Origin of the sequence: Amycolatopsis sp. NPDC006131 (assembly GCF_040614175.1) — a bacterium.
GTDB classification, from domain to species: Bacteria; Actinomycetota; Actinomycetes; order Mycobacteriales; family Pseudonocardiaceae; genus Amycolatopsis_E; species Amycolatopsis_E tucumanensis.
Window position 1 is genome coordinate 1 of sequence record NZ_JBEXTX010000069.1, and the last position, 15,030, is coordinate 15,030.

Consider the following 15,030-nt stretch of genomic DNA (forward strand, 5'->3'; position numbering starts at 1 on the left):
GGCAACGTGGACCGGCGCCCGCTGGCGCAGCTCCGCCGGCTGCCCGAACCCGCCCCGCTCGGCACGGACGCCAGGTACGCCCTCCGGCACCGGCTCGGGCAGTGGCTCGTAGATCGTGTCCGGGCCGCTGCCCCTCTGCCGCGGCGGCAACGCACCGGTAGAGGACACCAGCCCCACTGCGCCAGCCCCGCGGGCGGGCGCTCGCTAACGCCGCGCCTCGCGCAGCTCCGCCGGCTGCCCGAACCCGCCCCGCTCGGCACGGACGCCAGGTACGCCCTCCGGCACCGGCTCGGGCAGTGGCTCACAGACCGCGTCCGGGCCGTTGCCCTTCCGGCGCAGCGGCAGCGCCCCGGTGACGAGCACCAGCCGCACTACACCGGCCAAGCGGACCGGCGCTCACTAACGCAACGCGTCGCGCAGCTCGACCAGCTGCCCGAATCCGCCGCGACCCCCACGGGCGCCGGGCGCGCCTTCCGGCACCGGCTCGGGCAGTGGCTCGCGGACGGCGTCCGGGCCGTTGCGCCTCTGACGCGGCGGCAACGCCCCGGTGGCGAGCAGCAGCCGCACCACACCGGCCAAGCGGACCGGCGCTCGCTAACGCAACGCGTCGCGCAGCTCCGCCGGCTGCCCGGGCCCGCCCCGGTCCGCACGGGTGCCGGGCGCGCCCTCCGGCACCGGCTCAGGCAGTGGCTCACAGACCGCGTCCGGGCCGTTGCCCCTCTGCCGCGGCGGCAGCGCCCCGCTGGCGAGGTAGTCCGCGATCCGGTCGTCTACGCACGCGTTCCCGGACAGCGAACCGGCGTGGGTGGTGCCGCCCGGCTCCGCGATCAGGCTCGACTGCGGGAACCGGCGGCGCACCTCGAGGTTGCCCTCGAACGGGGTCGCCGCGTCCAGCTCCTCCCCGATCAGCAGTGCGCCCGCGACATCACGGCCGTCCACGTCGGCCGGCTTGCCCGCGGGCACCGGCCAGGTGCGGCACGGCGCGTTGTACCAGGCGTTGCCCCAGGTCTCGAACGGCGCCTTCGCGTGGGTGATCCAGTTGTCCACCTTCCAGGTGGTCCAGTTCCGCGGCCAGGGCGCGTCGGTGCACTGCACGGCGTTGTAGACGGCGAACCCGTTGTCGTCGCCGGGCGAGTTCGTCTTGTCGTAGCGGGTCTTGAGCGTCTGCCAGTCCCGCTGGTGCACCCAGCCCGCGAAGGCCTCGGCCAGTCCCGTCCAGGTCGACTGGTAGTAGCCGGCCTGCAGGAAGATGTCCGTCCACTCCGCCGGGCCGATCACGCCGCCCGCCGGCGCCTGGGTCAGCTCGCGTTGCTGGGCGTACCACAGGTCCTCGACGGCCTTGCCCGTCGTGCCCAGGTGGTAGACGTCGTCGTGGCGGGCGATCCAGTCGAAGTAGATCTTGATGTTGCGGTCGAAGGCCACGTCCTGGTCCAGGTTGGCCTGGTAGAACACCTTGCGTGGGTCGACATTGCTGTCCAGCACCATCCGCCGGACCCGCTGCGGGTACAGCGTGGCGTACACCTGGCCGAGGTAGGTGCCGTAGGAGAAGCCGTAGTAGTTGATCTGCTCGGCGCCCAGCGCCTTGCGCAGGCTGTCGAGATCCTGGGCGACGTCGGTGGTGCGCATGTGCCGCAGCAGCGGGCCGTTCTTCTCGCACGCCGCGGCGTAGTCGCGGGAGCGCTGCAGCCAGGTCCGCTCCAAGTCCGGTGTGGACGGCACATAGGCAGGGCGGTTGTACGCGAAGTGCTCCGGGTCGCAGGACAGCGCCGGCTTGCTGGTCCCGACGCCGCGCGGGTCGAAGCCGATCCAGTCGTAGGACGCACCCGCGTCCTTCGGCACGGCCCGGCCGATCGTCGACAGCGCCAGCCCGGAGCCACCGGGACCGCCGGGGTTGACGAGCATCACGCCCTGGTAGTCGGCGCTCGTGTGGCGGACGCGCGAGACGGCGAGCGAGATCTTCGCGCCGGCCGGATCCCGGTAGTCCATCGGCACCTCGAGGAAACCGCATTCGGCGCCGGCGCGAGCCAGGCCGGCCGCTCCGCACGGGCCCCAGCTGATCGGGGCGGGCGTGAACTCGGCGGGCGGTGGCGGTGCGGCGGCCGCGGGCACCGCCACCAGGCAACTCGCCAGCGCACCGGCCGCGAGGATCGCGGGCACGAGCTTGCTCACAGTGCTCCTTCTCGTCGACTGTGCGGTCAGAACCTCACGACAAGATCGTGGATCACGGCGCTTTCCGCCAGCCGACTCGCGGCGGGATCCTGGATGCCACCCGACGGGGAAGGAACTGCGGATGGACGACGCAGACGAACTGGTCCGAGCGGCGCGCTCGGGGCTGGCGGAGCTGGCCGATCCGGTGAAGGCGGCGCACATGCGCCGGTACCTGAAGTCCGAGATGGACTTCCGGGGCGTGTACAAACCAGAGCGGGCGAAGCTGGCGCGGCGCGTCTTCGCCGAACATCCGCTGCCGGACCGGGAATCGTTCGTCGCGGCGGTCCTGGCGCTGTGGCGCGAGGCCGCCTTCCGGGAGGAGCGCTACCTGGCGATCGACCTCACCGGGCACCGGGCCTACGCGCGGTTTCAGGACCACACGCTGATGCCGCTCTACGAGGAGATGATCGTCACGGGCGCGTGGTGGGACTACGTGGACGACGTCGCCATCCACCGTGTGGGGCCGATCCTGCGAGCCGACCGGGAGCGGATGACGCCGGTGCTGCGGCGCTGGGCCCACGACGAGGACAAGTGGCGGCGCCGGACGGCGGTGATCTGCCAGGTGACCGCCAAGGCGGACACCGACCGCGACCTGCTGGCATCGGCGATCGAGGCCAACCAGGACGACCGGGACTTCTTCCTGCGCAAGGGAATCGGCTGGGCGTTGCGCGACTACGCGCGCACCGAGCCGGACTGGGTGCGCGCCTTCGTCGAGGCGCATCCCGCACTGTCGCCGTTGTCAGTGCGGGAAGCGCTCAAACACCTCGGCGGTGGACGGCCCTAGGCGCGCAGCTCCGCGCCGTGGCGCGAGGCCGCTTCGGCCACGGCGGCGTCGCGCGCCTGCGTCGCCTCCTCCACGGTGAGCGTGCGGTCCGGGGCGCGGAAACGCAGCTTGTAGGCCAGCGACCGCTTGCCCTCGCCGACCTGGTCGCCGGTGTAGACGTCGAACAGCGAGGCGTCCTCGAGCAGATCGCCGCCGCCGGCCACCAGTGCCTCAGCGAGATCCGCGGCGGGCACCTTCGCGTCCACGACCAGCGCGACGTCGAGCAGCACCGGCGGGTACGGCGAGATCACCGGGGCCGGCCTGCGGTCCTGCAGCGGGATCGCGTCCAGGTCCAGTTCCATCGCCACGGTCCGCTTGGGCAGGCCGAGCGCCTCGATCACCTTGGGGTGCAGCTCACCGGCGTGCCCCACGGGCCAGTCGCCGACGAGCAGCTCGGCGCAGCGGCCGGGGTGCCACGGCGCGAGCTCGGCGTTGCGCACCCGCAGCTCGACACCGGCGGCCTGGCCGACCAGGCGCGCGGCCTGGACGGCGTCGGCCCACCCGGCCTGCTCGCCCTTGCCCCACCAGCCGGCCTGCTCGCGCTGGCCGGCGAGCACCACGGCCACGTGCTGCGGCTGGGCGGGCACCGCCGCCTCCAGCTGCGCCAGGTCCTCGTCCGTCGGGCGTCCGCCGACCCCGAGCTCCGGCATCGGCACGGGGCTCGCGCCGGGCAGGACGACCTGTCCGATGTGGAACAACGCGAGGTCCTTGAAGCCGCGGGAAGCGTTGCGCTGCAACGTCTCCAGCAGACCGGGCAGCAGGGTCGTCGCCAGGCGGTCCTTGTCCGCCTCCAGCGGGTTCCGCACCTGCACCGTCTTGCGGCGCACGTCGTCGGCAGGCAGGCCGAACGCGTCCCACACCGTCTCGCCGACGAACGGGAACGGCTGGACCTCGACGTAACCGGCCTCGGCCAGCGCCCGCGACACGGTGCGGCGGCGCCGCTGCGCAGCGCTCAGACCGGTGCCGGCCGGGGCGGTGGGCAGCACCGACGGGATGCTGTCGTAACCCTCGAGCCGCAGCACCTCCTCGACGAGGTCGGCAGGCTGCTTCAGGTCGCCACGCCAGCTCGGCGGCGTCGCGGTCACCGTCGCGACACCGTCGTCACCCGCGCCGACCGTGACCTTGCAGCCGACCTGGTTCAGCCGCCGGACGGTGACGCCACGCTCGTAGCGCACGCCGGCGATCTGGTCGGGCAGGCTGATCGGCATCGTGATGGGCGACGGCGGCTCGACGGAGCCGACGTCGGTGCGGCCGGGCTGGATGCTGCCGTCGCCGTAGGTGCGCAGCAGGCGGGAGGCCCGCTCCACCGCGGCCGCGCAGACCTGCGGGTCGGTGAACCGCTCGAACCGTTTCGCGGCCTCGGAGAACAGCTTGTGGCGCCGCGCGGTGCGGCTGATCGACGGCGGGTCCCAGTGGGCGCCCTCGATCAGCACGTCGGTGCTCTCGGTGCTGATCTCGGTGCTCGCGCCGCCCATCGTGCCCGCCAGCGACACCGGGCCGCGCTCGTCGGCGATCACGACGTCGTCGGCGTCGAGCGTGCGCTCCACGTCGTCGAGGGTGGTGAGCTTCTCCCCCGGCTTCGCGCGGCGGACGACCAGGCCCCCCTGCAGCGACGCGGTGTCCCACGCGTGCAGCGGCTGACCCAGCTCGAGCATGACGTAGTTGGTGACGTCCACGGCCAGCGAGATCGACCGGATCCCGGCGAGCAGCAGGCGGCGGCGCATCCACCACGGGGTCGGGGCTCCGGCGTCCAGGCTGGTCACCCGGCGCACCACGAACCGGTCACAGCCGGTGGGGTCCTCGATCTCGACCGGCCAGGCCTCGCCCTCGGCGGGCGGCAGGTCGAGCGCGGCCGGGTCGCCGAAGGGCACGTCGAGCGCGGCGGCCAGCTCGCGCGCCAGCCCGCGGACCGACAGGGCGTAGCCGCGGTCGGGGGTCGGCGTCAGCTCCAGGACGGTGTCGCCGAGGCCGAGCACCTCGTGGCCGGAGTCGCCGGGGCTGGCCGTCGACGGCGGGAGCACCAGGATGCCGGTGTGGTCGTCGCCGAGGCCGAGCTCGCGGGCGGAGCAGATCATGCCGTCGCTGACGCGGCCGTAGGTCTTGCGCGAGGTGATCTCGAACGGCCCGGGCAGCACCGTGCCGGGCAGCGCCACGACGACCAGATCGCCCTCGACGAAGTTGGTGGCGCCGCAGATGATGCCGCGGGTGCGGATGCCCGAGGGGCCCTCGTCGTCGGCGGGCTCGTCCTCGGAGGCCTCCTCGCCGACGTCGACCCGGCAGAACCGGATCGGCTTCTTGAAGCCGGTCAGCTCCTCGATCTCGGCGACGCGGCCGACCACCAGCGGCCCGGTGACCTGGTCCAGCGGCCGGACCTCGTCGACCTCGATGCCGATGCGGACGAAGGCCTCGGCCAGCTCCTGCGGTCCGACCTCGCCGGCATCCAGATGCTCGAGCAGCCAGCTGACGGGGACTCGCACTTAGGCCTCCGTTCCGAAGGGAAGGGTGAAGCGGACATCGCCCTCGACGATGTCGCGCATGTCGGGGATGCCGTTGCGGAACTGCAGGGTCCGCTCGATGCCCATGCCGAACGCGAAGCCGGAGTAGACGTCCGGGTCGACGCCACAGGCACGCAGCACGTTCGGGTGCACCATGCCGCAACCGCCCCACTCGACCCAGCCGGGGCCGCCCGCCTTCTCCTCGAACCAGACGTCGACCTCGGCGGAGGGCTCGGTGAAGGGGAAGAAGTGCGGGCGCAGCCGGGTCTTGGACTTCTCGCCGAACATCGCGCGGGCGAACGCGTCCAGGGTGCCCTTGAGGTGCGCCATCGTGATGCCCTTGTCCACCGCGAGGCCCTCGACCTGCGAGAACACCGGGGTGTGGGTGGCGTCCAGCTCGTCGGTGCGGTAGGTGCGGCCGGGGCAGACGACGTACACCGGCAGGTCGCGGTGCAGCAGCGTGCGGGCCTGCACCGGCGAGGTGTGCGTGCGCAGCACCAGGCCGGAGCCCGGCTCACCGGCGTAGAAGGTGTCCTGCATCTGCCGGGCGGGGTGGTCCTTGGCGAAGTTGAGGGCGTCGAAGTTGAACCACTCGGCTTCCAGCTCGGGGCCCTCGGCGACCTCCCAGCCCATGGCGACGAAGACGTCGGCGATCCGCTCGCTCACCGTGGTGAGCGGGTGCCGCGCGCCGCGCGGGATCCGGTCCCATGGCAGCGTGACGTCGACGGCCTCCTCGCGCAGGACGCGCTCGTCCCGCTCGGCCAGCAGCGTGGCCCGCCGGGCGTCGAACGCGGCCTGGATGGCCTGGCGCGCCTCGTTGACCCGCTTGCCGACCTCGGCCTTCTCCTGCTTGGACAGGGAGCCGATGGCGCGGCGGGCGAGCATCAGCGGCGAGTGGTCACCCAGGTGGGCCGGCTTCACCGCGGCCAGGGCGTCCAGGTCGCCTGCGGCCTGGAACTCGGCCTCGGCGTGCTTCACCGCCGCCCCCAGGGTCTCGGGCGAGGTTGCCTCGGCCGGGGTCAGGTCCTGCTTCTCGGTGGCTCCGGACATAACTCCTCGGTGTCCGCTGGACGGGATCCGCCGTGCGAGGTGCACACGTGACGATTACCGGTGGATTCTAGGCGATCGCGATCCGGGACCGGCGCGTCACCCGGCCGGACGACGGGCCGCCATCGCGCTGGTGTAGAGGCACACGGCGGCCGCCGTGGCCAGGTTGAGGCTTTCCGCCGCGCCGTAGAGCGGAATCCGCACCGGCAGGTCGACGGCGGCGAGGACCTCGGGCGAGAGCCCGTGGGCCTCGTTGCCGAAGACCCAAGCGGTGGGCGCGGCGGCGTCGACCGAACCCAGCTCGGTCTCGGCGTAGCCGTGGGCGGCGAGCAGGCGCAGCCCGGCCTCGCGGCAGGCGGCGAGCGCCGCGGCGGTGTCGCGCACACGCGCGAGAGGGAGGTGGAAGAGACTGCCCGCGGAGGCGCGGACGCACTTGCCGTTGTGCGGGTCGACGCTGTCGCCGGTGAGGATGACCGCGTCGGCGCCCGCCGCGTCGGCGACCCGGATGACGGTGCCCGCGTTGCCGGGGTCGGCCACGCCGTCGAGCACGGCGACCAGCGTGGCGGTGCTGCCGAGCAGCCCGTCGAGGGGACGGTCGAGCAGTGAGCAGACGGCCACGATCCCTTGCGGGGTCACGGTTTCCGACAGCCCGGCCGCGGCACGGTCGGTGATCGGCGAGACCCGCACGCCCGCTTCGCCCGCGGCGTCGACCAGGTCCGGATGAGCCTGGGCGGCGCGGTCGGTGACGAACAGCTCGTGCACCGCGCCGGGATCGCGGGCCAGTGCCGCGCCGACGGCGTTGGCGCCTTCGGCGAGGAACCGGCCGGTCTTGTCGCGCTCGGCGCGGCGCGTCAGGCGCCGCGCAGCAACGACCCGGGGGGTCCGTTCGGTGAACGGAGCCGCCCCGGGCCGGGTCAGATCGGTGTGCTCGCTCAGGCCGACTTCTTCTCGTCGCTCGGCCCGGTCGTCACGTTCTGCTTCGCCAGCTCGGCCAGCGCGGTGAACGCCGCGGGGTCGTTGACGGCGAGGTCGGCGAGGATCTTGCGGTCGACCTCGACACCAGCGGCCTTGAGGCCCTGGATGAAGCGGTTGTAGGTCACGCCGTTCTGGCGGGCGGCCGCGTTGATGCGGGTGATCCACAGCTGGCGGAAGTCACCCTTGCGGGCACGGCGGTCCCGATAGGCGTAGTTGAGCGAGTGGAGCATCTGCTCCTTCGCCTTGCGGTACAGCCGCGAGCGCTGGCCGCGGTAACCGCTGGCCAGTTCGAGAGTTGCGCGACGCTTCTTCTGGGCGTTGACCGCCCGCTTGACGCGTGCCACGGGTCCGTCCTGTCGATCTCAGGGGGCGCGGTCGGCGCCCCGGGGGGTTTACGGCGGAAGAGGAGAGGCGTCAGCGGCCGAGGAGCCGCTTGACCCGGCCGACGTCGTTCTTGGCGACCTCGCCGGTGCCCTCCAGGCGGCGGGTGACCCGGCTCGACTTCTTCTCCATCAGGTGGCGGCGGCCGGCCTTCTGGCGGCGAAGCTTGCCGCTGCCGGTGACCCGAATCCGCTTCGAGGTCCCGCTGTGCGTCTTCATCTTCGGCATTGAGTGCTCTCTTTCATGGTGCAGCACACCGGAGATCCCGGTGTGCTGCGAACTGCGTCGGTCGCGGCGCCCGTCAGGAGTCGACGGGTTCCTTGGCGGCCTTCTGCTTGGGCTTGGCGTTCTTGTGCGGCGCCAGCACCATGATCATGTTGCGGCCGTCCTGCTTCGGGGACGCCTCCACATAACCGAGCTCGGCCACGTCCTCGGAGAGCTTCTGCAGCAGCCGGAAACCCAGCTCCGGCCTCGACTGCTCACGACCGCGGAACATGATGGTCACCTTGACCTTGTTCCCCGCGGCGAGGAAGCGGGACACGTGCCCCTTCTTCGTCTCGTAGTCGTGCTGGTCGATCTTGGGGCGCAGCTTCTGCTCTTTGATGACGGTGAGCTGCTGGTTACGGCGTGACTCGCGGGCCTTCTGCGCGCTCTCGTACTTGAACTTGCCGAAGTCCATGAGCTTGCAGACCGGCGGGCGCGCCTGCGGGGCGACCTCGACGAGGTCGAGATCCGCTTCCTGGGCGAGCCTGAGCGCATCCTCGATCCGGACGATGCCGACCTGTTCGCCGTTCGGTCCGACGAGCCGGACCTCGGGAACGCGGATGCGTTCGTTGATGCGTGTCTCGGCGCTGATGTGGCCTCCTTGGTCCGAGGTGTGTTGTCTAGCCTGCTCGACCTGGTGCCCACATACCACGGGCCCCGTCCCAGGCCTGATGGCCAGGATGCGGGGCCCTGCTTTCCGATCACGTCCGACGGCTACGACGAACGTTCCGCCGCCACGGGCAACGCCCGTTGGCGGGACCGGACCCGGCTGCCTCGTGCGGCGGCTCGGGTGGGAGCGGGGCTCCACTTGCCGCCCCCGATTCCTCGGGGACTGGTCGCACGTGGAAGGGTACCAGACGTGCTTGACGATGGTTCCAACGCGCCCGACCCGGGCGATATTTCCCCGCCCGTCCGCGACCTGCAGGACATCCCCAGCGTCGAGGTCATCAGCAGGGCCGCGGTGATGCTGCTGTCCGCGGCGGCCGAGCGGCTCGGGCTCGCCGACGAGGACCCGGACACCAGCCCGCACCGCGACCTCGACGAGGCCCGCAGGCTGATCACCGCGCTCGCCGGCCTGGTCACCGCCTCGGCCGAGTACCTCGGCGTGCACGCCGCTCCCCTGCGGGACGGGCTGCAGTCGCTGCAGAAGGCGTTCCGGGAGGCCTCGGCCGTGCCGGACGCGCCGGGCGAGGGCCCGGGCGAGAAGTACACCGGCCCCGTCTACTGACGAGTCGGCCCGCAGAACGACAAGGTCCGGACAACGCCCGGCAGGGGACTCCCTGCCGGGCGTTGTCGCGTCGACCCGGAAGCATTCCGGCCGGGAATCAGTCCACCACGGCCAGCAGGTCGATCTCCACCAGCAGGCCCTTCGGCAGCCCGACGTACACGGTGGTGCGGGCCGGGTACGGCTCCGGGATGAGCTGGTTGTAGACCTCGTTGAACTCGGCGAAGTGGCCGGTGTCGGTGAGGTACGCGCGCACCATCACGACGTCCTCCCAGCCGGCGCCGGCCTCGGTGAGCACCGCCTCCAGGTTGCGGAACACCTGGCGCGTCTGCTCACCCACGGAGGCGCCGACGACCTCCCCGGTCTTCGGGTCGAACGCGACCTGCCCGGCCAGCTGGAGGATGTTGCCCTTGCGCACGGCCGGCGAGTAGTTCGCCGCGGCCTTGGGGGCGTTCTCCGTGGTGATCGCGACCTTCGCCATGTAGGAGTTCCTTCCTCATCGGGTCCACCCGTTGTGGGTGGACGCGTCCTCGGCGGCGGCCCGCAGGTCCGGCAGCAGCGCCAGCAGGCCGTCGTAGTCCAGCAGCACCTTCGGCACCGACAGGGACACCGCCGCGAGCACCGCCCCACCCGGTCCGCGCACCGGCGCGGCCACGCAGTGGATGAAGTCCTCGTGCTCGGCGTTGTCCACCGCGTACCCGCGCTCGGCGACGCGCGCGAGCTCGGCCAGGTACTCCTCGGCCGTGGTGATCGTGTTCGCGGTCAGCCGCGGGTAGTCCAGGTCGCGCGCGACCTTCTCCCGCTGGGCCTCGGGCAGCGCGGCCACCAGGACCTTGCCGACCGCCGTGCAGTGCAGCGGCGCGCGTTTGCCCACGCGGGAGTACATCCGCACGCTGTGCCTGCCCTCGTACTTGTCGACGTAGACGACCTCGCCGTCTTCGTAGGTGGCCAGGTGCACGGTGTGCCCGGTGCGGTCGTTGAGCGCGGCCAGGGCGGGCGCGGACTCGCGCCGCACGTCCCGGCCCTCCAGCGCGCGGTTGGCCAGGTCGAACAGGGCGCTGCCGAGCCGGTAGTGCCGCGCGCCCTCGCGCTGCACGAAGTGCTGCGCCTCCAGGGTGCGCAGCAGCCGCAGCACCGTCGACTTGTGCACGCCGAGCGCGTCGGCGAGCTCGTCCAGGGTGGTCGCGCCGCCGGCGAGCGCGGTCAGCAGGCTCAGCCCGCGATCAAGACTCTGGCTCACGTTCGCTCCATTGACCTGCCACGAACCGGATGCTACACCTATCGCATTCATTTTGCGCAACGTGCGTTGCACAACACGCAACGGAGTTCGAATGGCTTCCTCCGAGTGCACCCTCGACCCGGCCGCGCTGGCGGCGATCGCGGGCGAACGGCTCGACTGGCGGTTCAAATCCCTCCCCGCCGACCTGTGGGGGCTCACCCTCGCCGAGGCCGCCGCACGCCGGCCCGGCCTGTTCACCGGCGGTTTCGTCGGTCCCGTGGTGGTCCTGGAGGCGGACGCGCTGGAGCACAACCTGCGGACCATGGCGGAGTGGTGCACCCAGGTCGGCGTCCGGCTCGCGCCGCACGGCAAGACCACGATGGCGCCGCAGCTGTTCGCGCGGCAGGCGGAGCACGGCGCGTGGGGCATCACCGCGGCCAACGCGAGCCAGCTGCGGATCTACCGCGCCTTCGGCGTGTCCCGGGTCCTGCTGGCCAACCAGCTCGTCGACCCCGCCGCACTGCGCTGGCTGGGCGCGGAGCTGGACGCGCACCCGGAGTTCGAGTTCAGCTGCTGGGTGGACTCGGTCGCGTCGGTCGAGCTGATGACCGAGGCGCTGCGCGGGACAGGCCGCCAGGTCGACGTGCTGGTCGAACTGGGCGGCGACGGCGGGCGCACCGGCGCGCGCGACCTGGACACCGCGCTGTCGATCGCCGAAGCCGCGCACGCGAGCCCGGCCCTGCGACTGGCCGGCACCGGCGGCTACGAGGGCGCGCTGGCCCACGATCCGGGCCCGGAATCGCGGCGGACGGTCGACACCTACCTCGGTCGCCTGCGCGAGCTCACCGCCGCGATCGGGCGTCGCGGCCTGTTCGCCGGGCTGGACCAGGTGATCGTCACGGCAGGCGGCAGCGCCTACTTCGACCAGGTCGCCGCCGCGCTCACCGGGGACTGGGACGGCCTGCCGGTGGTGCCGGTCCTGCGCAGCGGCGCCTACCTGACCCACGACGACGGCTTCTACCGTGGCATCTCCCCGCTCGGCGAGCAGCCGCGCATCGCCGGGACCCCGCAGTTCCGCTCCGCGCTGCGCGCCTGGGCCCAGGTGACCTCGCGTCCGACCGGCGACCTCGCCCTGCTGACCCTGGGCAAGCGGGACGCCTCCTTCGACGAGGGCCTGCCCGAGCCGCAGTGGCACCGGCGTCCGGGTGAGCCACCGGCGAAGCTGACCGGCCACACCGTCACCGCGCTCAACGACCAGCACGCCTTCGTCGCGCTGCCACCGGATTCGCCGCTGCGGGTCGGCGACTGGGTCGGGCTCGGCCTGTCCCACCCGTGCACCGTGTTCGACAAGTGGCCGCTGCTGCCCGTGGTCGACGGCGACACCGTCGTGGACTTCGTCCGCACCTACTTCTAGGAGTCCACAATGGACCTCGTTCTGCGTGGCGCGCGGATCGTCGACGGCACCGGCGCTCCCCTGTTCCGGGCCGACGTCGGTGTCGAGCACGGCCGGATCGCGGACATCGGTCCCGGCCTGACGGGCACGCGGGTGATCGACGCGGACGGGCTGGTGCTCGCGCCCGGTTTTATCGACATGCACTCGCACTCCGACCTGCAGCTGCTCGCCGCGCCGGACCACCTGGCGAAGGTGTCCCAGGGCGTGACCACCGAGGTGCTCGGCCAGGACGGGCTGTCCTACGCCCCGGTCGACGACACCACGCTGGCCGCGCTGCGCGAGCAGCTCGCCGGCTGGAACGACGACCCGCCCGGGTTCGACTGGAACTGGCGCTCGGTCGGCGAGTACCTGGACCGGCTCGATCGCGGCGTCGCCGTCAACGCCGCCTACCTGGTCCCGCAGGGCACCGTCCGGATGCTCGCCGTCGGGTTCGACGACCGGCCTGCCACGGAGTCCGAACTGGACCGGATGCGCGAGCTGGTCGCGACGGGCCTGGACGAGGGCGCGATCGGCATGTCCTCGGGCCTGACCTACACCCCGGGCATGTACGCCGACGACGACGAACTGGTCGCGCTGTGCGAGGTCGTCGGCGCGCGCGGCGGCTACTACAGCCCGCACCACCGCAGCTACGGCGCGGGCGCGCTGGAGGCGTTCGCGGAGATGGTCGAGGTGTGCCGCCGCGCGAAGTGCCCGCTGCACTTGGCGCACGCCACCATGAACTTCTCGGTCAACAAGGGCCGGGCGCCGGATCTGCTGCGGCTGCTGGACGCCGCGCTCGACGACGGCGTGGACATCACCCTCGACACCTACCCGTACCTGCCCGGCGCGACGTACCTGTCCGCGTTGCTGCCGAGCTGGGCTGCCGAGGGCGGGATCGACGCGACACTGGAGCGGCTGGCCGATCCGGAGACGCGGGAGCGGATCCGCGCCGAAATCGAGGAAACCGGTTCCGACGGCGCGCACGGCGTGCCGATCGACTGGGAGTGCATCGAGATCAACGGCGTGCGCAAGGCCGAAAACGCCCACCTGGTCGGGCTTTCGGTGGCCGAGTCCGCCCGCCGCACCGGGGTGCCCGCCGCGCGGCTGTACTTCGACGTGCTGGTCTCCGAACGGCTCGGCACGTCGTGCCTGATGCACGTCGGGCACGAGGAGAACGTGCAGGCGATCATGCGCCACCGCACGCACACCGGCGGCAGCGACGGCCTGCTCGTCGGCGACCGGCCGCACCCGCGGGCCTGGGGCACCTTCCCCCGCTACCTCGCGCGGTACGTGCGGGAGCTGGGCGTGCTGGACCTCGCCGACTGCGTCGCGCACCTGACCGGGCGGGCCGCACGACGGCTGCGGCTGACCGACCGCGGGCTGGTGAAGCCGGGATACGCGGCCGATCTGGTGCTGTTCGACCCGGACACCGTGGCCGACACGGCCACCTTCGACGACCCGCGGCAGCAGGCCGCGGGCATCCCCTACGTCTTCGTCAACGGCGTCGCGGCCATCGACGACGGCAGGCCCACCGGCGCGCTCGCCGGCCGTTCACTCAGGAGGTCCGCTTGATCGACTGGCTGCAGCACTCCACCGGAGGGCTGCTCACGCTCGCGGCGGTGTCGATCGCCGTCCTGCTGGTCATGATCATCCGGTTCAAGACCGAACCGTTCATCGCCCTGATCATCGTCGGGCTGCTCACCGCGCTGGCGGCCGGGCTGCCGGTCGGCACGATCGTCGGCACCGCGCAGAAGACGTCGGACTCGTTGCTGGAAAAGGGTTTCGGCGGGATCCTGGGGCACATCGCCGCGATCATCGGTCTCGGCACGCTGCTCGGCGCGATCCTGGAGAAGTCCGGCGGGGCGCGGGTGCTGACCGGCGCGCTGCTGCGGGCCTTCGGCGAGAAGCGCGCGCCGCTGGCGATGGGCTTGGCCGGCCTGATCTTCGGCGTTCCGGTGTTCTTCGACATCGGCATCTTCGTGCTGGCGCCACTCGTGTACGTCGCCGCGCGGCAGGGCGGCCGGTCGCTGCTGCTGTACTGCCTGCCGCTGCTGGCCGGGCTGTCCATGACGCACGCGTTCATCCCGCCGCACCCTGGCCCGGTGGCCGCGGCCGGGCTGTTGCACGTCGACCTCGGCTGGATCATCCTGATGGGCGCGGTGTGCGGTCTGCCCGCGTGGTTCCTCGCCGGCGTGGTGTTCCCGTCGTGGATCGGCAAGCGGATGAACATCGAGGTTCCGGCGGAGATGATCGTCGACGAGGACGGCGAGGAGGGGCCCGGGCCGTCGCTGGGGCTGGTGTCGGCGATCATCGCGGTGCCGCTGGTGCTGATCCTGGCCGGCACGTTCGGCAGCATCTGGCTGCCGAAGAACTCCGCGGCCGCGGGGGTGGCGGCGTTCGTCGGCACGCCCGCGGTGGCGCTCACGATCGCCGTGCTGCTCGCGTCCTGGCTGCTGGGCACGCGCCGCGGGATGACCGGCAAGGAGCTGTCCGCGCTGTCGGCCGCCGCGCTGCGCCCGGTGGCGATGCTGCTGCTGGTGGTGGGCGCGGGCGCGTTCTTCGGCGCGGTGCTGTCGGCGACCGGGATCGGCAAGGCGGTGGCCGACTCGCTGCAGGCCGGTGGCCTGCCGGTGATCGCGGCCGCCTACGTGATCAGCTGCGGGCTGCGGCTCGCGCAGGGTTCGGCGACGGTCGCGATCGTGACCACCGGCGGCCTCATCGCGCCGAGCCTGGCCGATGCCGGGTACTCGCAGGCGCAGCTGGCGCTGATCGTGGTCGCGATCGCCGCCGGGTCGATCATCGCCTCGCACGTGAACGACGGCGGGTTCTGGATCGTGTCGCGGTACTTCGGGCTGACCGTCGGCGAAACGCTCAAGACCTGGACCGTCCTGGAAACCATCCTGTCCGTGTCGGGGTTCGCGATGTCCGCGATCCTGATGGCGATCGTGTAGGAGGAGTGCC

At 72.2% G+C, this 15,030-nt stretch carries 16 protein-coding genes; 5 read left to right on the forward strand and 11 right to left on the reverse strand.

Annotation, left to right across the window (positions count from 1 at the left end; all coding sequences use genetic code 11):
* Nucleotides 1-204: 204 nt before the first annotated feature.
* From ABZ215_RS28900 to ABZ215_RS28910, 3 genes are read right to left on the reverse strand one after another with little or no spacing between them, the layout of a single operon-like run.
* Nucleotides 205-384 carry a hypothetical protein gene (locus ABZ215_RS28900; RefSeq protein ID WP_354953053.1) on the reverse strand — a complete coding sequence of 60 codons (180 nt, stop codon included), beginning with the start codon at nt 382-384 and terminating at the stop codon, nt 205-207.
* A gap of 15 nt (nt 385-399) precedes the next feature.
* Nucleotides 400-579, reverse strand: a complete 180-nt coding sequence (locus ABZ215_RS28905) for a hypothetical protein (protein ID WP_354953055.1) — start codon at nt 577-579, stop codon at nt 400-402.
* A 15-nt stretch (nt 580-594) separates the two neighbouring features.
* Nucleotides 595-2,169 (reverse strand): alpha/beta hydrolase, encoded by a 1,575-nt coding sequence (locus ABZ215_RS28910; RefSeq protein ID WP_354953057.1) that lies wholly within the window; start codon nt 2,167-2,169, stop codon nt 595-597.
* A 121-nt stretch (nt 2,170-2,290) separates the two neighbouring features.
* On the opposite strand from ABZ215_RS28910, the gene ABZ215_RS28915 reads away from it, so the two are divergent.
* Entirely contained in the window at nt 2,291-2,992 is a 702-nt protein-coding gene (locus tag ABZ215_RS28915; protein WP_020420419.1) for a DNA alkylation repair protein, read from the forward strand.
* On the opposite strand, the gene pheT is transcribed toward ABZ215_RS28915, so the two are convergent.
* From pheT to infC, 6 genes are all read right to left on the reverse strand, one after another.
* Nucleotides 2,989-5,508 carry a phenylalanine--tRNA ligase subunit beta gene (pheT, locus tag ABZ215_RS28920; RefSeq protein ID WP_354710838.1) on the reverse strand — a complete coding sequence of 840 codons (2,520 nt, stop codon included), beginning with the start codon at nt 5,506-5,508 and terminating at the stop codon, nt 2,989-2,991. The genes ABZ215_RS28915 and pheT overlap by 4 nt on opposite strands.
* A complete protein-coding gene (gene pheS, locus ABZ215_RS28925) occupies nt 5,509-6,576 on the reverse strand; it encodes a phenylalanine--tRNA ligase subunit alpha (protein ID WP_354710836.1) in 1,068 nt (355 codons plus the stop codon).
* A gap of 96 nt (nt 6,577-6,672) precedes the next feature.
* Nucleotides 6,673-7,491, reverse strand: a complete 819-nt coding sequence (locus ABZ215_RS28930) for an RNA methyltransferase (RefSeq protein ID WP_272883473.1) — start codon at nt 7,489-7,491, stop codon at nt 6,673-6,675.
* Nucleotides 7,492-7,505: 14 nt separating this feature from the next.
* Entirely contained in the window at nt 7,506-7,892 is a 387-nt protein-coding gene (gene rplT / locus ABZ215_RS28935; RefSeq protein ID WP_017981981.1) for a 50S ribosomal protein L20, read from the reverse strand.
* Nucleotides 7,893-7,962: 70 nt separating this feature from the next.
* On the reverse strand, nt 7,963-8,157 hold the full coding sequence (rpmI, locus tag ABZ215_RS28940) for a 50S ribosomal protein L35 (protein WP_020420415.1): 195 nt from the start codon (nt 8,155-8,157) through the stop codon (nt 7,963-7,965).
* 73 nt (nt 8,158-8,230) lie between these two features.
* Nucleotides 8,231-8,845, reverse strand: a complete 615-nt coding sequence (gene infC / locus ABZ215_RS28945) for a translation initiation factor IF-3 (RefSeq protein WP_017981979.1) — start codon at nt 8,843-8,845, stop codon at nt 8,231-8,233.
* 207 nt (nt 8,846-9,052) lie between these two features.
* Here infC and ABZ215_RS28950 point away from each other — a divergent pair, with 207 nt between their 5' ends.
* Nucleotides 9,053-9,421, forward strand: coding sequence for a DUF1844 domain-containing protein (locus ABZ215_RS28950; protein ID WP_027930669.1), 369 nt, complete (start codon nt 9,053-9,055; stop codon nt 9,419-9,421).
* Nucleotides 9,422-9,518: 97 nt separating this feature from the next.
* Here the strand turns inward: ABZ215_RS28950 and ABZ215_RS28955 are convergent, their stop codons facing one another.
* Nucleotides 9,519-9,899 carry a Rid family detoxifying hydrolase gene (locus ABZ215_RS28955; RefSeq protein ID WP_020420413.1) on the reverse strand — a complete coding sequence of 127 codons (381 nt, stop codon included), beginning with the start codon at nt 9,897-9,899 and terminating at the stop codon, nt 9,519-9,521.
* A 15-nt stretch (nt 9,900-9,914) separates the two neighbouring features.
* Complete coding sequence (locus tag ABZ215_RS28960; protein ID WP_354953060.1) at nt 9,915-10,658, reverse strand: IclR family transcriptional regulator; 744 nt, start codon at nt 10,656-10,658, stop codon at nt 9,915-9,917.
* A gap of 91 nt (nt 10,659-10,749) precedes the next feature.
* Here ABZ215_RS28960 and ABZ215_RS28965 point away from each other — a divergent pair, with 91 nt between their 5' ends.
* From ABZ215_RS28965 to ABZ215_RS28975, 3 genes are read left to right on the forward strand one after another with little or no spacing between them, the layout of a single operon-like run.
* A complete protein-coding gene (locus ABZ215_RS28965; RefSeq protein ID WP_354953062.1) occupies nt 10,750-12,051 on the forward strand; it encodes an amino acid deaminase in 1,302 nt (433 codons plus the stop codon).
* Between the two features lie 9 nt (nt 12,052-12,060).
* Nucleotides 12,061-13,641 carry a D-aminoacylase gene (locus ABZ215_RS28970; RefSeq protein ID WP_354953064.1) on the forward strand — a complete coding sequence of 527 codons (1,581 nt, stop codon included), beginning with the start codon at nt 12,061-12,063 and terminating at the stop codon, nt 13,639-13,641.
* On the forward strand, nt 13,638-15,020 hold the full coding sequence (locus ABZ215_RS28975; protein ID WP_354953066.1) for a gluconate:H+ symporter: 1,383 nt from the start codon (nt 13,638-13,640) through the stop codon (nt 15,018-15,020). Before ABZ215_RS28970 ends, ABZ215_RS28975 begins: the two co-directional genes overlap by 4 nt.
* The last annotated feature ends 10 nt before the right edge of the window (nt 15,021-15,030 follow it).

Bases quoted from the DNA above. Each gene is read 5' to 3' on its own strand.
- ABZ215_RS28915 (WP_020420419.1), top strand. From the start codon at position 2,291: ATGGACGACGCAGACGAACTGGTCCGAGCGGCGCGCTCGGGGCTGGCG.
- pheS (WP_354710836.1), bottom strand. From the start codon at position 6,576: ATGTCCGGAGCCACCGAGAAGCAGGACCTGACCCCGGCCGAGGCAACC.
- rpmI (WP_020420415.1), bottom strand. From the start codon at position 8,157: ATGCCGAAGATGAAGACGCACAGCGGGACCTCGAAGCGGATTCGGGTC.
- ABZ215_RS28955 (WP_020420413.1), bottom strand. From the start codon at position 9,899: ATGGCGAAGGTCGCGATCACCACGGAGAACGCCCCCAAGGCCGCGGCG.
- ABZ215_RS28965 (WP_354953062.1), top strand. From the start codon at position 10,750: ATGGCTTCCTCCGAGTGCACCCTCGACCCGGCCGCGCTGGCGGCGATC.
- ABZ215_RS28970 (WP_354953064.1), top strand. From the start codon at position 12,061: ATGGACCTCGTTCTGCGTGGCGCGCGGATCGTCGACGGCACCGGCGCT.